Here is a 13,819-nt window from a genome sequence, read left to right as displayed (position 1 = left end):
TCGGGCTCCACGGGAATTCTGTCCGGATTGCAATCGTTGATTCCATCGGAAGCAGGGCACCCGCAAGGGTGTCGCGACCTACTCAGCAAGGGAGCTCGCATGGCCACCCGTGCCGTCGCCCGTCGCCAGTCCGAGACCACCAGGACCACTGGCCGGGCCAGCAGCGCTCGCGCCTCCGGCGGAGAGATCGCCGACCGCGACCTGGTCGGCATGTACCTCGACGAGATCGCGCGTACGCCGCTGCTGGACGCGGCCCGCGAAGTGGAGCTGTCCCAGACCATCGAGGCCGGGGTCTACGCCCGGCAGATCCTCGACGGCCAGGCGGAGAGCGACGCGGGCGGAGCCGCGCGCGACGAACTGGAGGCGCTGGCGGCCGCCGGCGAACGTGCCAAGGACGAGTTCATCCGCTCCAACCTCCGGCTGGTCGTGGCCGTCGCCCGGCGCTATCCGCGCAGCGGCCTGCCGCTGCTCGACCTGATCCAGGAGGGGAACGCGGGCCTGGTCCGCGCGGTCGAGAAGTTCGACTACGCCAAGGGCTTCAAGTTCTCCACCTATGCGACCTGGTGGATCCGCCAGGCCATCACCCGCTCCATAGCCGACCAGTCCCGCACCATCCGGCTCCCCGTCCATCTGGTGGAGGAGCTGGGCCGGATCCGCCGGGTGCAGCGCGAGTTCAACCGCGAGAAGGGCCGGGAGCCCGAGGCGGCCGAGATCGCGCAGGAGCTGGGCTCCACCCCCGAGCGCGTCACCGACGTCCTCGACTGGGCCCGCGACCCCGTCAGCCTGAACATGGCCGTGGACGACGCGGGCGAGACGCAGTTCGGCGATCTGCTGGAGGACACCTCCGCCATCTCGCCCGAGCAGTCCGTGCTCACCCTGCTGCGCAGCGAGGGGCTCGACGATCTGATCGGCCAGCTCGACCAGCGGACCGCGTCCATCATCCGGATGCGGTACGGCATCGTCGACGGCCGGGAGCGCACCCTGACCGAAGTCGGCAAGCAGCACGGTCTGACGCGCGAGCGGATCCGTCAGATCGAGAAGCACGCGCTGCTGGAGCTGAAGCGCATGGCCCGGGACACCGGCTTCGACGAGGCGGCGTAACGACCCGGGTGCGACGGCGGCCGCCGGAAGCGGCCCCGCCGGTGCCCGACCCGGCGGCGGGTCCCCGCGACCCCGCCGCCACCCCGGGGCCCTCCGAGGCCCCCACCGAGCGGACCCCGAGGCCCTCCCCCCGGCCTCGGGGTCCTTCCCTTTCCGTACGGCCCCGGGCTCTTCCAGTACGGCCCGGAGTCCTTCCCGTACGGCCCCGGCCCACGCCCCCGGCGGCCCCCCGGCCCGGGCCGCGCCCCCGTCGGCCCCGGCCCCTCGGTGTCAGGCCGGTGCCGAGCGGGTCAGACGGGCGCCGAGGTCGCTCACGTACGCCACCAGCTCCGCCGGTCCGTGGACGGTGAACTCGCACTCCACCAGGGCCAGCCGCAGCGCCAGCCACTCCACGGAATCCGTGGAGCGGTGCCGCAGCCGGCAGCTCTCGGGGCCCGTCGGGACCGGCGTGCCCAGATGCCCCGGCAGCCGCGCCGTCACGAACTCCGCGGGTGCCTCGAACGCCACGTCCACGTCGTACTCGCCGCGCGTCCCCGGCCGCGTCGGCGACATGGTCGCCTTCAGCAGCTCCGCCCCGCTGCCCATCGGCAGCTCCCGCGCCGTGAACCGCGCCCCCGTCGGGAACGGTTCCGACACCCGGTCCACCCGGAAGGTCCGCCAGTCCTCCCGGCCCAGGTCGTACGCCACCAGATACCAGCGCCACCCGGTCGAGACCAGCCGGTACGGCTCCACCAGCCGCTTCGACTCCGTGCCGTCCCCGGCGCGATAGCCGAAGCGCAGCTTCTCCCGCCCGCTGACCGCGCCCGCGATCCCCGTCAGGGTCCGGGGGTCGATGGTCGCGCCGTCGCCGCGGACCAGCGGGATCGTCGCGTTCTGCAAGGTCGTCACCCGGTGCCGCAGCCGGTTCGGCAGTACCTGCTCCAGCTTGGCCAGGGCCCGTACGGAAGCCTCCTCGATGCCCTCGATGGCATGTCCCGCCCCGGCCCGCAGCCCTACCGCGATCGCCACCGCCTCCTCGTCGTCGAGCAGCAGTGGAGGCAGCGCGGCCCCCGCGACCAGCCGGTATCCGCCGATCGCCCCCTTGGTGGCCTCCACCGGATAGCCCAGATCCCGGAGCCGGTCGATATCCCGGCGGATGGTCCGGGTACTCACCGAGAGGCGGCCGGCCAGCTCGCTGCCCGGCCATTCACGCGGTGTCTGGAGAAGGGACAGAAGATTCAGCAGTCGCACTGGTGTATCCGTCATGTTCCCCAGGATGACGCCCAACTAGGACTTCTTTTGTCCTAGTGGACTTCTACCGTCCTCCCATGACCTCACAGCCAGACCTGAGCAGTGATCCGGCGGCCCTGAGCGGTGGTCCGGCGGCCCGGACGGGCGCTCCGGAGCCCCCGGCCGACGCCCCCGCTGACCGCTCCGCCCCCGCGGATCACACCGGCCCGGCCGCCGGAGCGGAGGCCGACCGGCGCCGGTGGATCGCCCTCGCCGTGATCATGACGGCCGCCTTTATGGACCTCGTCGATGTCACCATCGTCAATATCGCGATCCCCAGCATCGAGCGGACCATCGACGCGTCCTTCGGCGCCATCCAGTGGATCACCGCCGGATACGCCCTGGCCTTCGCGGCCGGACTGATCACGGGCGGCAGGCTCGGCGACATCTACGGCCGCAAGCGCCTCTTCCTCGTCGGCATCAGCGGATTCACCGTCGCGTCCGCGCTCTGCGGTCTCGCCGCCAACCCCGAGATGCTGATCGCGGCCCGGCTGTTCCAGGGCGCCATGGCCGCCCTGATGGTCCCCCAGGTCCTGGCGATCGTCCACACCACCTTCCCGGCCCATGAACGCGGCAAGGTCTTCGGACTCTTCGGCGCCGTCGTCGGGCTCGGGGCGGTCTCGGGGCCGCTCCTCGGCGCCCTGCTCACCGAGTGGAACCTCTTCGGCCTCGAATGGCGGCCGATCTTCCTGATCAACCTGCCCGTCGGTATCGCCGGGCTGATCCTGGGCCGCAAGTACATCACCGAGTCCCGGGCCCCCAAGGCACTCCGCCTCGACCTGGTCGGCGTCCTCCTGGTCACCACCGCCATGCTGATGCTGGTCTACCCGCTGACCCGCGGCCATGAGCTGGACTGGCCCGTCTGGGGCTTCGTCTGCATGGCGGGCAGCGTGCCGGTCTTCGGTGCCCTGGTGGTGTACGAGCGCCACAAGGCGCGCAAGGACGGCTCCCCGCTCATCGAGCTCTCCCTCTTCTCCATCAAGTCCTTCGCGGCCGGGATCTCCGTCCAGCTCGTCTTCGGCCTGGCGCTCGGCGTCTTCTTCCTGGTCTGGACGATCTACATGCAGACCGGTCTGGGCTGGAGCGCGCTGCGCGCCGGACTGACGGGCGTCCCGTTCTCGATCGCCGTGTCCGTCGCGGCGGGAATCTCGGTCCAGAAGCTGGTGCCGAAGTTCGGCCGGAAGGTCCTCCAGGCCGGAGCGCTGACGATGATCGCCGGAATCCTGCTCTACATCTGGGAGGCCGACCACTACGGGACCGCCATCACCACCTGGCAGATGACGGCACCGCTGATCCTGATGGGCCTCGGCATGGGGCTGATCGTGGCACCGCTGACGGACGCCATCCTCTCGGGCGTACCGCGCGAGCACGCCGGATCGGCGTCCGGGCTGATCAGCACGGTGCAGCAGATGGGCACCGCGCTCGGGCTCGGACTGGTCGCGGTGGTCTTCTTCGGCTCCGTCGACGAGGAGCGGCTCACCCCGGCCACCGCGGGTACGGCCTTCTCGCAGGCCTTCGAGAATTCGCTGTGGTGGATCGTCGCGGTCCTGGCGGTGATCTTCCTGCTGATGTTCGCCCTGCCCGCCCGCCCGGCCCAGCATCTGGAGGGCGGCGCCGACCTCCCGGAGGAGCCGCCGGCGACGGCGGCGGACGCCGGGCGGGGCATCGGGGGCGGCGAGGACGACGAGGTCAGGGACGCCGTACTGACCCGCTGAAGCACCCTCCGTACGGAACCGAGGACCGAAGGCCCAGGGGAAGCTCCCCGGGGCCTTCGGCCGTACCGTCACCCGGTGCGGCCCGTGTCGCCTCGTGCGGTCGGGTGCGGTCGGCCGGGTGGGGGTCTCAGAGGCGCGTCAGAGGCCGGCCCGCGGCACCGAACGGCCCCGTCCCCGCGACTCCATCGCTTCCCGCGCACCGCTCTCCGACAGATACACCTCGCACATATGCCGGCCGTCGGGAGTCGCCGTGTGCTCGACCTCCCAGAGGGACACCTCGGCCCCGTCGATCAGCAGAAACGCATGCTCGTAGAGGGTGAATCCGGCCTCCCGGTCGCCGACCCGGCACTGGCGGCCGAAGACCTGCGTGATGTGGTGGGCGAAGGCGCCCCGCAGCAGCTCCGCCGTCTCCGGCCCGGGGCCGTCCGGGTTCTCCGCGCGTCGCAGCACCCGGCGGGCGTGGTCGGCGGAATTGTCCGGGACGTACATCCGGGGGAGCGGAGCGGGCGGCGCCGACAGCAGACCGGCGAGCAGGTCGATATCGCTGTCGAAACCCGGGCCGGGGAGCGGGCCGAAACCGCTGCCCGCAAGGCCGTCGGAACCGAAACCCGCAGGCCCGAGCGGACCCCGGTCACCGGCATCCGGCACGCCGTCCACCCCGTCAGCACTGCCGCTGCCACTGCCGCGGCCATTGGCACCGCCACCGATATCGTCCTCGGAGGACCGGCTGCCCGGGCCGGACCCGGGGCCGGGGCGGCCCGCCGGACCCGTGTCCGCGAAACCGGGAAAGCCCGACGGCAGCCGGGACGCGGCCAGCCGCACCTCCGACTCGTCCGCGTACACCTCGTGCTGCTCCGAACCGCCCTGCCCCGAGCTGTGCACCAGCTCCCAGAGCACCACCGAGGAGCCGTCGGCGAGCAGATAGGCGTGGCGGTACGTGGCACGGTCCAGGTCCGCGCTGTGGTGCGAGGAGTGCAGCGAACTCGCGTGAGCCAGAGCCGAGTCCAGTCTCTCGACCGTCGCGTCGGGCAGGTCGAAAGAGTTGAGCGCCCGACCCAGGAGTCGCGCGAGGTGCGTCTCGGTTGTCTCGTACGGATCGTTCAAAGTGGGTCTCCTGGCCGTCGCCACAAGTAACACGTTGATTGCTAAAAGTAGCCCCTGCGTCCGACACCGCGTCCAGCGTTACCGAAAACGAAGGAACTCTTGAGGAAGTTCCCCTGCGCTGTCAACGGTGCATATCTGGCATGTCAGTTGATGTCCTCGGCCAGGAGTACGACGGGTGCGGTGGGGCTACCGATAGAGATCGCGGTACGCCGGATACACCCCGCCGGGACCCGTCACCGACTCCGCCGCCAGCACCGCCTTCACCAGCGCCCGCGACACCACGTCGGCCCCCGCCGCCAGCACCCCGTTGAGCGCCAGCGGATCCTCCGCGGGCAGCGGGACCGCACCCGTGGCGAGCGCGAAGACCGTGTCACCGTCATTGAGCAGATGCACCGGCCGAACGGCGCGCGCGATACCGTCATGCGCCGTACCCGCAAGCTTGTGCGCCTGCGCCCGGACCAGGTCGGCATCCGTCGCCACCACCACCAGCGTGGTGTTCAGCGGCTGGGGACCGTTCGCCTCCTGCGCCGCCGCCAGACGCCGCAGGGCCGCCGCGTGCACGGCGGGATCCGGAAACCGGATCCACTCCGCCCCGGAAGCCCCTTCGGGCCCGGAGGGCTCGGCCGACTCGGCGGACCCGGCCGTGCCGTCGGCCGCCGCGTCACCCGTCCCGTGCAGATACTGCCCGTACAGCACCCCCGTCACCGGATCCAGCACCGACCCCGCCGCATTGGCCACCACCAGCGCCCCCACCGTCACATCGGCACCGCCCGCCCCGGCACCCCTCAGCACCGTACTCGCCGTCCCCACACCCCCCTTCAGCGCACCCGCCACCGCCCCCGCACCCGCCCCGGCGTTCCCCATCACCACCGGAGCACCATCACCCGACGCCTCCGCGGCCGCCACCGCCGCCCGGCCCTCCGCCGCCCCCGGCCGCGCCCCCCAGTCCCCGCCGCGCCCCAGATCGAACAGACAGGCCGCCGGAACCACCGGCACCACCCGTCCCGGAGCCACCGGCACCCCCCGCCCCCGCTCCTCCAGCCACGCCATCACCCCACCCGCCGCGTCCAGCCCGAACGCGCTGCCGCCCGTCAGCACCACGGCCTCCACCCGCTGCACCAGATTCCGCGGGTCCAGCGCGTCCGTCTCCCGGGTGCCCGGACCACCGCCCCGTACGTCCACCGCCGCCACCGCACCCCCCACCGGCGCCAGCACCACCGTCGTCCCGCTCAGCGCCCCCGCACCCGGCACCTCCGCATGACCCACCCGCAGACCCGCCACATCCGTCAGCGCGTCGTGCCCGCTCCGCCCGTCCCGTACACCCTCTGCGTCCGTCATGGCTTCTGCGTATCACGCGGGCCGTGGCGCCGGCCCGCGCCGGGCCCGCTCCGCCAGCACCACCCCGGCCGCGACCGCCCCCGCCGCCACCAGACCCGCCGCCGGAACCGCCCAGTCCCCGGCGAACGTACAGGCCAGCACCGCCCCCGCCGCCAGCGGAATCACCGACTGCTGCGCCGCACCCCGCTTGAAGTGCCGCGAATGCAGCAGCCACACCGTCAGCAGGAAGACCGCCGTCGGAACGGTGACGGCCGCCGCGGCCGCGACCACCGAAATATGCGCCTGCCCCACCGCGTGCTCCACGGCAACCTCCATACCCGCACCGATCGCCGCGGCCGAACCGAACACCAGCACATGCCCGTACCCCCAGGGCAGCGCCCGCCGGTTGGACGTCAGATGCTCGTGTTCCGGCACCGCGAAGTAGATCCACCAGGCCGAGAAAATGATCAGCAGCCCCCCGGCCGCCAGCGGCAGCAGCTCGGCCACCGCCTTGTGCTCGTCGAGCGCCGACTGCACCGCGATGGTGCTCGCCGACATCGTCTCCCCGAGCACGATCAGCGTGAACAGCCCGTACCGCTCCGCGATGTGATGCGGATGCCACGGCGTACGGTGCCGGTGCTCCGCGAACAGCGGCACCGCCAGCTCGGCCGCGATCACCGCCAGGAACAGCCACCGCTTCGACCCGTCCGGCGCGAACAGCAGGGCCACCCACGCCAGCTGACAGACCACGATCCCCCCGGCGTACCGCAGTGCCGTACGCCGTGCCTCGCCCGTCTCCGAAGCCGCGGCCCGCAGCCACTGCGTGGTCAGCGCCAGCCGCATGATCAGATACCCGGCGACCGCGATGCTCCAGTCGTCCTCGCCGAACGCCCGCGGGACCCCCGCCGCGTACACCAGCACCCCGGCGATCTGCACCAGCGTCGCGATCCGGTACGGCACGTCGTCGCAGTCGTAGGCGGACGCGAACCAGGTGAAGTTCATCCACGCCCACCACACGCCGAAGAAGACGAAGCCGTACCCGGCCACGCCCTGCGCGATATGCCCCTCGGCGACCGCGTGCACGAGCTGGACACCCGCCTGGGCCACCGCGACGACGAAACAGAGGTCGAAGAACAGCTCCAGCGGGGTCGCCGCGCGGTGCGCCTCGTCCTTGCGGCGGGGGAGCATCCGCCGCCAGGGCGCCACTCCGTGCACCACCGGGCGGCCCGGACCTCCTGCCCCCTCCCCGGCCCGGAGGTACCCGCCGCCGGGCCCGTCCGCACCCCCGCTTCCGGCGGAGGCGCCCGCTCCGGCCGCGCCCCGGTCTTCCGCACCGCCTTCCGCACCGTCTCCGGAGCGATCTCCGGCACCGGTCCCGTCACCGGCAGGGGGCATCGTCATACGAGGCCCTTCCCTCACCCGGCCCGCTCCCTACCGGGGCCCCGGGCCGACTGGCCTAAGCCGTCACCCCACCGCCTGACGGGCCACGGCCACAGAAGGCGCATCCGGCGCGCGCTGCCTACGGTGGCGGCGTGACCGCCCCGCCGCCACCCCCCGGCGACCCGCATCCCCGGGGGGCTCCCCCCTCCCCTCCCCCCGCCCCGCCCCTCCCCTCCACCGCCCCTTCCCTCTCCCCGTCCCCCTCCCCTTCTGCCGGTGCCGGTGCCGGTGCCGGTGCTGCCGGGCCGCGGACGGACGTGGCGGTGCGGGCCGTCGCAGCCGGGGCGGCCGTCTCCGGACTGCTCGTGCTGGCGATCGTGCTGGGCAGCCGGATGCTGCGCGACTTCGACTCGGCACTCCTGCCCTATGCCGTCGCCACCGTCTTCCTCGCCTTCGGCGTGACCTACCGCTATACCGTCTGGATCTCCTCTCCCGGCGCCCGCCGTCTCTTCCACCAGGGGTGGCGCGCCTTCTTCTCGGCCGCGAACCTCCGCCGGGCACCCACCGCGGTGCCCCGGATGATCGCCACCACTCTCGGCTTCCAGAAGTTCCTGGGCGCCCGCTCCCGGGCCCGCTGGATCGCGCACCAGTCGATCTTCTGGGGCTGTGTACTCGCCGCCCTGATCACCTTCCCCCTGACCTGGGGCTGGTTCACCTTCACCTCGGCGACCGGTTCCGGACCCGGTTACGAGATGCGGATCTGGGGATTCAAAGTCCTCGGCTTCAACGCCCTGAGCGCCGTCGGCTGGATCATGTTCCACGGCCTCGACCTGGCCGCCGTCCTGGTCATCGCGGGCGCCTCCTACTTCCTGTGGCGCCGCACCAGGGGCCGGGGCGCCGTCGCCGGACAGCGGTTCGGCTACGACCTCGTGCCGCTGATCGCCCTGATCGTGATCGCCGTGACGGGTCTCCTCCTCACCTTCTCGTCGCTCTTCCTCGACGGCGGCGGGTACCAGTTCCTCGCCGTCCTCCATATGGCCGCGGTGGTGCTGACGCTGGTGTACATCCCCTTCGGGAAGTTCTTCCACATCGTCCAGCGGCCGGCCGCCGTCGGTATGCAACTGGTCAAGTACACCGCCCGGCAGGACGCGGAGATCCTCGTCTGCCGCCGCTGCTCCGAACCCGTCGACACCACCCCTTCCATCGAGACCGTGCGCGGCACCCTGCGGGATCTGGATCTCGACTTCGGCGACTGGGCCGAGTACTGCCCCCGCTGCAAACGCGTCCTGCGGGGCTCCGCATACCTCACCGACGTCAAGAAGGGCTTCCAGTGACGACCGCTCGCCGCCCACCCGCCACGGACGGCCGCCTGCCACTGGACCCGGCGATCGCCCCGCCCGGCGCCACCGCCTTCCGCGACGCCGGAGAGCTTCCCGCCGGAAGCCTCCGGGGCGGCCGGGACGGCGAAACCCTCGTCCCCACCCACTGCTGCTTCTGCGGAGTGCAGTGCGGCATGTATCTGCGGGTCGACGCCGCGGGCAAGGTCTTCGGGGTCGAGCCCCGCAACCACGACATCAACCGGATGCGGCTCTGCCCCAAGGGCATCAACGCGTACCAGCAGATCAACCACCCCGACCGGCTCACCGCGCCCCTGGTCCGCGGCTCCCGCGACGAACCGTTCCGCGAGGTGTCCTGGGACGAAGCGCTCTCCGTCACCGCGGCCGGGATCCGCGGAATCCAGGAACGGTACGGGAAAGACGCCTTCGGGATGCTCGGCGGCGCCAGCCTCTTCACCGAGAAGACCTACCTCGTCGGCAAGTTCGCCCGGGTCGCCCTGGGCACCCGGCACGTCGACTACAACGGCCGCCTCTGCATGGTGTCCGCCGCGGGCGCCAACAAACTGGCCTTCGGCATCGACCGGGCCGGCAACCCCTTCTCCGACATCCTCCTCACCGACTGCCTCCTGATCGCCGGATCCAACATCGGCGAATGCTTCCCCGTACTGACCCAGTACGTCTGGGGCGCCCGGGACCGGGGCGCGAAGCTCGTCGTCGTCGACCCCCGCGAGACCGCAGTGGCCCGCACCGCCGATATCCACGTCGCCCTGCGGCCCGGCACGGACGCGGCCTTCTTCAACGCCGTCCTGCACACCGTCGTCGAGGAGGGCCTCGCCGACGAGGCGTTCCTCGCCGCGCACACCACCGGCTGGGACGAGGTCCGGGCCGCGGCCGCCGACTGCCCGCCCCGGCGGGCCGCCGACATCTGCGGTGTGCCCGCGGAGCAGGTCACGGAGGTCGCCCGGGTCTTCGGCACCGCGGACAAGGCCATGGCCTGGCACGCCCGCGGCATCGAGCACCACACCCAGGGCGTGGACAACTGTCTCGCCGTCATCAACCTCTGCGCCGCCACCGGGAACATCGGACGGCCCGGCGCCGGATACGGCACCCTCACCGGCCAGGGCAACGGCCAGGGCGGCCGGGAACACGGCCAGAAGTCCGACCTGCTGCCCGGTGGCCGTTCCATCAACGATCCGGAGCACCGCCGCCAGATCAGCCGGTTCTGGGGCATCGACGAAGCCCGGCTTCCGCCCGCCGGAACCTCCATGGTGGAGATGGTCCACCAGATGCGGCGCGGCGAGATCCGCGGTCTGCTCGGCATCTGCAACAACCCCCTGGTCTCCCTGCCGGACCTGCCGGCCGTCACCGCGGCCTACGACACTCTCGACTTCCATGTCCAATGCGACTTCTTCCTCTCCGAGACCGCCGCCAATGCGCATGTCGTCCTCCCAGTGACCACCTGGGCCGAGGACGAGGGCGTGATGGCCAACGCCGAAGCCCGGGTCGTCAAACACAACAAGGCCCAGGAACCGCCACCCGGGGTCCGTACCGACACCTGGGTGATGTGCCGTCTCGCCCATCTGCTGGGTGCCGGGGACAAGTTCCCCTTCACCGGATCCCGCGATGTCTTCGACGAACTCCGGCGCGCCTCCGCCGGGACCGTCAACGACTACTACGGCATCACCTACGAACGTCTGGAGGAGACCGGCGGCATCGCCTGGCCCTGCCCCACCACCGAGCATCCGGGCACCCCCCGGCTCTTCGAGGACGGCAGGACGTACCACCCCGACGGTCTGATCCATCTCCAGCGGGTGGAGTGGCGCCCCCCGGCCGACCCGTACAGCGACGAGTACCCCCTGTCGCTCACCACCGGCCGGACCGTCGCCCACTTCCTCTCCGGCAACCAGACCCGCCGGCTCGGCGCCCTCGTCGAGCAGACCCCGCGCCCCTGGGCGGAACTGCACCCCGCGCACGGCTTCCGCAACGGCGACCCCGTCCGCGTCGTCACCCGCCGCGGCGCCACGGTCCTCCCGGCCCTGGTCACCGAGGCAATCCGGCCCGACACCGTCTTCGTCCCGTACCACTGGCCGATCCCCACCGCGGCCAACACCCTGACGAACGCCGCGCTCGACCCCCGCTCGAAGATTCCCGAGTACAAGGTCTGCGCCTGCCGTATCGAACGGGCCGACCACTTCGACGAGGTCCCCGTACCGCCCACCCCGTCCGGCCGCACCGGGTACCCGCCGGAGGCCGCGGCCGCCCGTACCGACCCCCTGCCGCCCACGGCACCCCAGGGCCGGGGGACCGCGGAGAGGAGCTGACGCCCGCCATGATGGGCAGAACGATCTTCATCGACCCGGGCCGCTGCATCGGCTGCCAGGCCTGTGTCTCCGCCTGCCGCGAGTGCGATTCGCACCGCGGCCGCTCGATGATCCACCTCGACTACCCGGACGAGGGCCATTCCGTCGCCTCCCTTCCCACGGTCTGCATGCACTGCGAGGACCCCGTCGCCCCCTGCGCCGAGGTGTGTCCGGCCGACGCGATCCTGGTCACCGCCGACGGTGTCGTCCAGCAGGCCGACACCTCCCGCTGCATCGGCTGCGCCCACTGCGTCAACGCCTGCCCCTTCGGCGTACCGAAGATCGACCTGGCGGCGAAGCTCCAGATGAAATGCGACCTCTGCTACGACCGCACCTCCGCCGGGCTCGCCCCCATGTGCGCCACGGTCTGCCCCACCGGCGCCCTGTTCTACGGCACCCTCGACGAACTGCGCGCCGAACGGCCCGGTGTCGAGGTCGCCGACACCTTCGACTTCGGCGGGACGACGGTACGGACCGGGGTGGCCACCGTCGTCCCCGCTGACCGGCCGGGCAGGCCCCTCCCGGGCGGCCTGCCCGTCGTCGAGGTCAATGGAGTCGACGTACGGAAGGCGCCCCCTCGATGAGACGGAAGACGACTCTCCGATGAGACGGAAGGCGACTGCCCGATGAGCCTGACCGCGCCCCCGCCCGCCGGACCCCCGGGGCCCGGCGACGGTCCGCCGTCCGGTCCGCCGCCCGGGAACGGCGGCCGGCCGCCCGGCCGCGGCGCGGGCCCGCCTCCGGGGCAGGGCCCTGCGGGGGACGGCCCCGGAGGTCATTCCGCCGGAGGTCCGGACGGGGCGCGGGAGGCCCTGCACGACCGGATCGCCGCCGACGCGCTCACCACCCGCCGCGACTATCTCCGGATCGTCACCACCGTCTCCGGCGGGCTGGCTCTCGGGGGCATCGGGGTCGCCGCCGGGATCCTCCACCGCCACAACGACGTCGAAGGAGTACCGGAGCCCCGGAAGATCGCGGACGCGCTCGCCCCCGGCGAGTCCCTCGCCTTCACCTACCCCGGAGACGACGACCGTGCCGTCGCCGTCCGCCTCGCGGACGGCACCCTGGTCGGCTACTCGGCAGTCTGTACGCACCTCGCCTGTGCCGTGCTCTTCCGGGCCGACCGGGGACAGGAGGGAGAACTGCTCTGCCCCTGCCACGAAGGGGTCTTCGACATCCGTACCGGAGCGGTCACGGCCGGGCCGCCGCCCCGCCCGCTGCCCCGTGTCATCGTCACCGAGGACCTCGACGGCAGCATCTGGGCGCTGGCCACCACACGCTCGGGCGAGAGCGACAAGGACGCCTGGTGCCGGCAGTTCGCCGATATCGCGCCCGAGCGGGCCGTGGAGATCGGCTGCCCCGGCGCGGAACTCCCCAAGGATCGTGTATGACCACCTCCGGACCACCGCCCCCCGAGCCCGCGCCCGAGCATGAGCCCGGGTCCGCGCCCGAGCACCGGCCCGTGCATGAGCCTGGGGCCGAGCCCGAGCCCGAGTACGCGCCCGCGCATGAGCCGGGGGCCAGCCTTCCGGATCACCCTGCCGCCACCGCGCAGGGGCCCGCCGCCTGCGCCCCGGAGCCGCCGCCTCCGCCCCCGTACCGGCCGGGGAGCGCCGAGCCCCGGCTGAACCGGCCCGTACCCGGGAGATATCCACAGATCCGGCCGACCAGCGGCTGGACGGATCCCCGCATCCGGCACACCGGCCCGGGGCCCGGGGCCGGCGGGGAGCAGAACCCCGGCCGGGCCGCCGGGCTGACCGCCCGGCTGGTGCTCGTCCTGACCGCCGTGACCGGACAGTTGTGGGGCCTCACCGTGGTCGTCGACGCCTGGATGGCCGGCCGCACCGGAACGGCCTGGTGGGGGGCGGCCTTCCTCGGGCTGTCGTTCCTCGTCGTCCTCGGCCTGTGGGCGCTCGGACCGGACGACCGCTGAATCCCGCCGCCGCCCGCCGTACCCTGGAGGCATGAGCACCGCCCCCGCCCCCGGCCCGCGAGACGCGGAGAACCCCCGGCACAGCACACCCAAGCCGGCCCTGGTCTTCGACGATCCGCTGGACGAGCAGTCCTCGGACGATACGGACCGCGGGTGGGGCGAGCGGCCTTCGCCGGGCGGCGGCAGCGCCGACGACCTCGCGCGCTTCCTCGACGAGAAGCCGCCCCACCACTTCTGACCCGCGGCCGGGAGCCGGCTTCGGGGCCGGCCCGACAGCCGAGCCGGAAGGCGGCCCCGCAGGAC

The 13,819-nt window shown here is 72.5% G+C and carries 12 protein-coding genes; 8 read left to right on the top strand and 4 right to left on the bottom strand.

Going from position 1 to position 13,819, the window contains the following annotated elements:
* Nucleotides 1-99: 99 nt before the first annotated feature.
* Entirely contained in the window at nucleotides 100-1,101 is a 1,002-nt protein-coding gene (locus ACWDR0_RS25245) for a sigma-70 family RNA polymerase sigma factor (protein WP_456354036.1), read from the top strand.
* Nucleotides 1,102-1,371: 270 nt separating this feature from the next.
* On the opposite strand, the gene ACWDR0_RS25240 is transcribed toward ACWDR0_RS25245, so the two are convergent.
* The gene (locus ACWDR0_RS25240) at nucleotides 1,372-2,346 is read right to left on the bottom strand and encodes a helix-turn-helix transcriptional regulator (RefSeq protein ID WP_456354035.1); all 975 of its coding nucleotides are present in this window, start codon (nucleotides 2,344-2,346) and stop codon (nucleotides 1,372-1,374) included.
* Nucleotides 2,347-2,408: 62 nt separating this feature from the next.
* On the opposite strand from ACWDR0_RS25240, the gene ACWDR0_RS25235 reads away from it, so the two are divergent.
* Complete coding sequence (locus tag ACWDR0_RS25235) at nucleotides 2,409-4,085, top strand: MFS transporter (protein WP_456354034.1); 1,677 nt, start codon at nucleotides 2,409-2,411, stop codon at nucleotides 4,083-4,085.
* A 138-nt stretch (nucleotides 4,086-4,223) separates the two neighbouring features.
* On the opposite strand, the gene ACWDR0_RS25230 is transcribed toward ACWDR0_RS25235, so the two are convergent.
* The 3 genes from ACWDR0_RS25230 to ACWDR0_RS25220 form a co-directional block, all read right to left on the bottom strand.
* On the bottom strand, nucleotides 4,224-5,189 hold the full coding sequence (locus tag ACWDR0_RS25230; protein WP_456354033.1) for a DUF6227 family protein: 966 nt from the start codon (nucleotides 5,187-5,189) through the stop codon (nucleotides 4,224-4,226).
* 186 nt (nucleotides 5,190-5,375) lie between these two features.
* Entirely contained in the window at nucleotides 5,376-6,527 is a 1,152-nt protein-coding gene (locus ACWDR0_RS25225; RefSeq protein WP_456354032.1) for a P1 family peptidase, read from the bottom strand.
* Nucleotides 6,528-6,539: 12 nt separating this feature from the next.
* Nucleotides 6,540-7,694 carry a low temperature requirement protein A gene (locus tag ACWDR0_RS25220; protein WP_456354054.1) on the bottom strand — a complete coding sequence of 385 codons (1,155 nt, stop codon included), beginning with the start codon at nucleotides 7,692-7,694 and terminating at the stop codon, nucleotides 6,540-6,542.
* A gap of 344 nt (nucleotides 7,695-8,038) precedes the next feature.
* Between ACWDR0_RS25220 and ACWDR0_RS25215 the strand changes: the two genes are divergently transcribed.
* The 6 genes from ACWDR0_RS25215 (at nucleotide 8,039) to ACWDR0_RS25190 (ending at nucleotide 13,754) form a co-directional block, all read left to right on the top strand.
* Nucleotides 8,039-9,220, top strand: coding sequence for an MFS transporter (locus tag ACWDR0_RS25215; protein ID WP_456354031.1), 1,182 nt, complete (start codon nucleotides 8,039-8,041; stop codon nucleotides 9,218-9,220).
* Entirely contained in the window at nucleotides 9,217-11,544 is a 2,328-nt protein-coding gene (locus ACWDR0_RS25210) for a molybdopterin oxidoreductase family protein (RefSeq protein WP_456354030.1), read from the top strand. Before ACWDR0_RS25215 ends, ACWDR0_RS25210 begins: the two co-directional genes overlap by 4 nt.
* An 8-nt stretch (nucleotides 11,545-11,552) precedes the next feature.
* The gene (locus tag ACWDR0_RS25205) at nucleotides 11,553-12,167 is read left to right on the top strand and encodes a 4Fe-4S dicluster domain-containing protein (RefSeq protein WP_456354029.1); all 615 of its coding nucleotides are present in this window, start codon (nucleotides 11,553-11,555) and stop codon (nucleotides 12,165-12,167) included.
* A gap of 42 nt (nucleotides 12,168-12,209) precedes the next feature.
* Complete coding sequence (locus tag ACWDR0_RS25200; protein WP_456354028.1) at nucleotides 12,210-12,974, top strand: QcrA and Rieske domain-containing protein; 765 nt, start codon at nucleotides 12,210-12,212, stop codon at nucleotides 12,972-12,974.
* Between the two features lie 233 nt (nucleotides 12,975-13,207).
* A complete protein-coding gene (locus ACWDR0_RS25195) occupies nucleotides 13,208-13,516 on the top strand; it encodes a hypothetical protein (protein ID WP_456354053.1) in 309 nt (102 codons plus the stop codon).
* Nucleotides 13,517-13,547: 31 nt separating this feature from the next.
* Nucleotides 13,548-13,754: a hypothetical protein gene (locus ACWDR0_RS25190; RefSeq protein WP_456354027.1), complete on the top strand. Its 207-nt coding sequence runs from the start codon at nucleotides 13,548-13,550 to the stop codon at nucleotides 13,752-13,754.
* Nucleotides 13,755-13,819: the final 65 nt, after the last annotated feature.

The organism is Streptomyces sp. NPDC003691 (genome assembly GCF_053981115.1).
This window is presented reverse-complemented; position numbering and strand designations above follow the sequence as displayed.

What these genes read in the sequence shown, in the direction of transcription:
- ACWDR0_RS25245 (WP_456354036.1), top strand. Translation starts at nt 100, where the DNA reads ATGGCCACCCGTGCCGTCGCCCGTCGCCAGTCCGAGACCACCAGGACC.
- ACWDR0_RS25240 (WP_456354035.1), bottom strand. Translation starts at nt 2,346, where the DNA reads ATGACGGATACACCAGTGCGACTGCTGAATCTTCTGTCCCTTCTCCAG.
- ACWDR0_RS25235 (WP_456354034.1), top strand. Translation starts at nt 2,409, where the DNA reads ATGACCTCACAGCCAGACCTGAGCAGTGATCCGGCGGCCCTGAGCGGT.
- ACWDR0_RS25225 (WP_456354032.1), bottom strand. Translation starts at nt 6,527, where the DNA reads ATGACGGACGCAGAGGGTGTACGGGACGGGCGGAGCGGGCACGACGCG.
- ACWDR0_RS25220 (WP_456354054.1), bottom strand. Translation starts at nt 7,694, where the DNA reads ATGCTCCCCCGCCGCAAGGACGAGGCGCACCGCGCGGCGACCCCGCTG.
- ACWDR0_RS25205 (WP_456354029.1), top strand. Translation starts at nt 11,553, where the DNA reads ATGATGGGCAGAACGATCTTCATCGACCCGGGCCGCTGCATCGGCTGC.
- ACWDR0_RS25200 (WP_456354028.1), top strand. Translation starts at nt 12,210, where the DNA reads ATGAGCCTGACCGCGCCCCCGCCCGCCGGACCCCCGGGGCCCGGCGAC.
- ACWDR0_RS25190 (WP_456354027.1), top strand. Translation starts at nt 13,548, where the DNA reads ATGAGCACCGCCCCCGCCCCCGGCCCGCGAGACGCGGAGAACCCCCGG.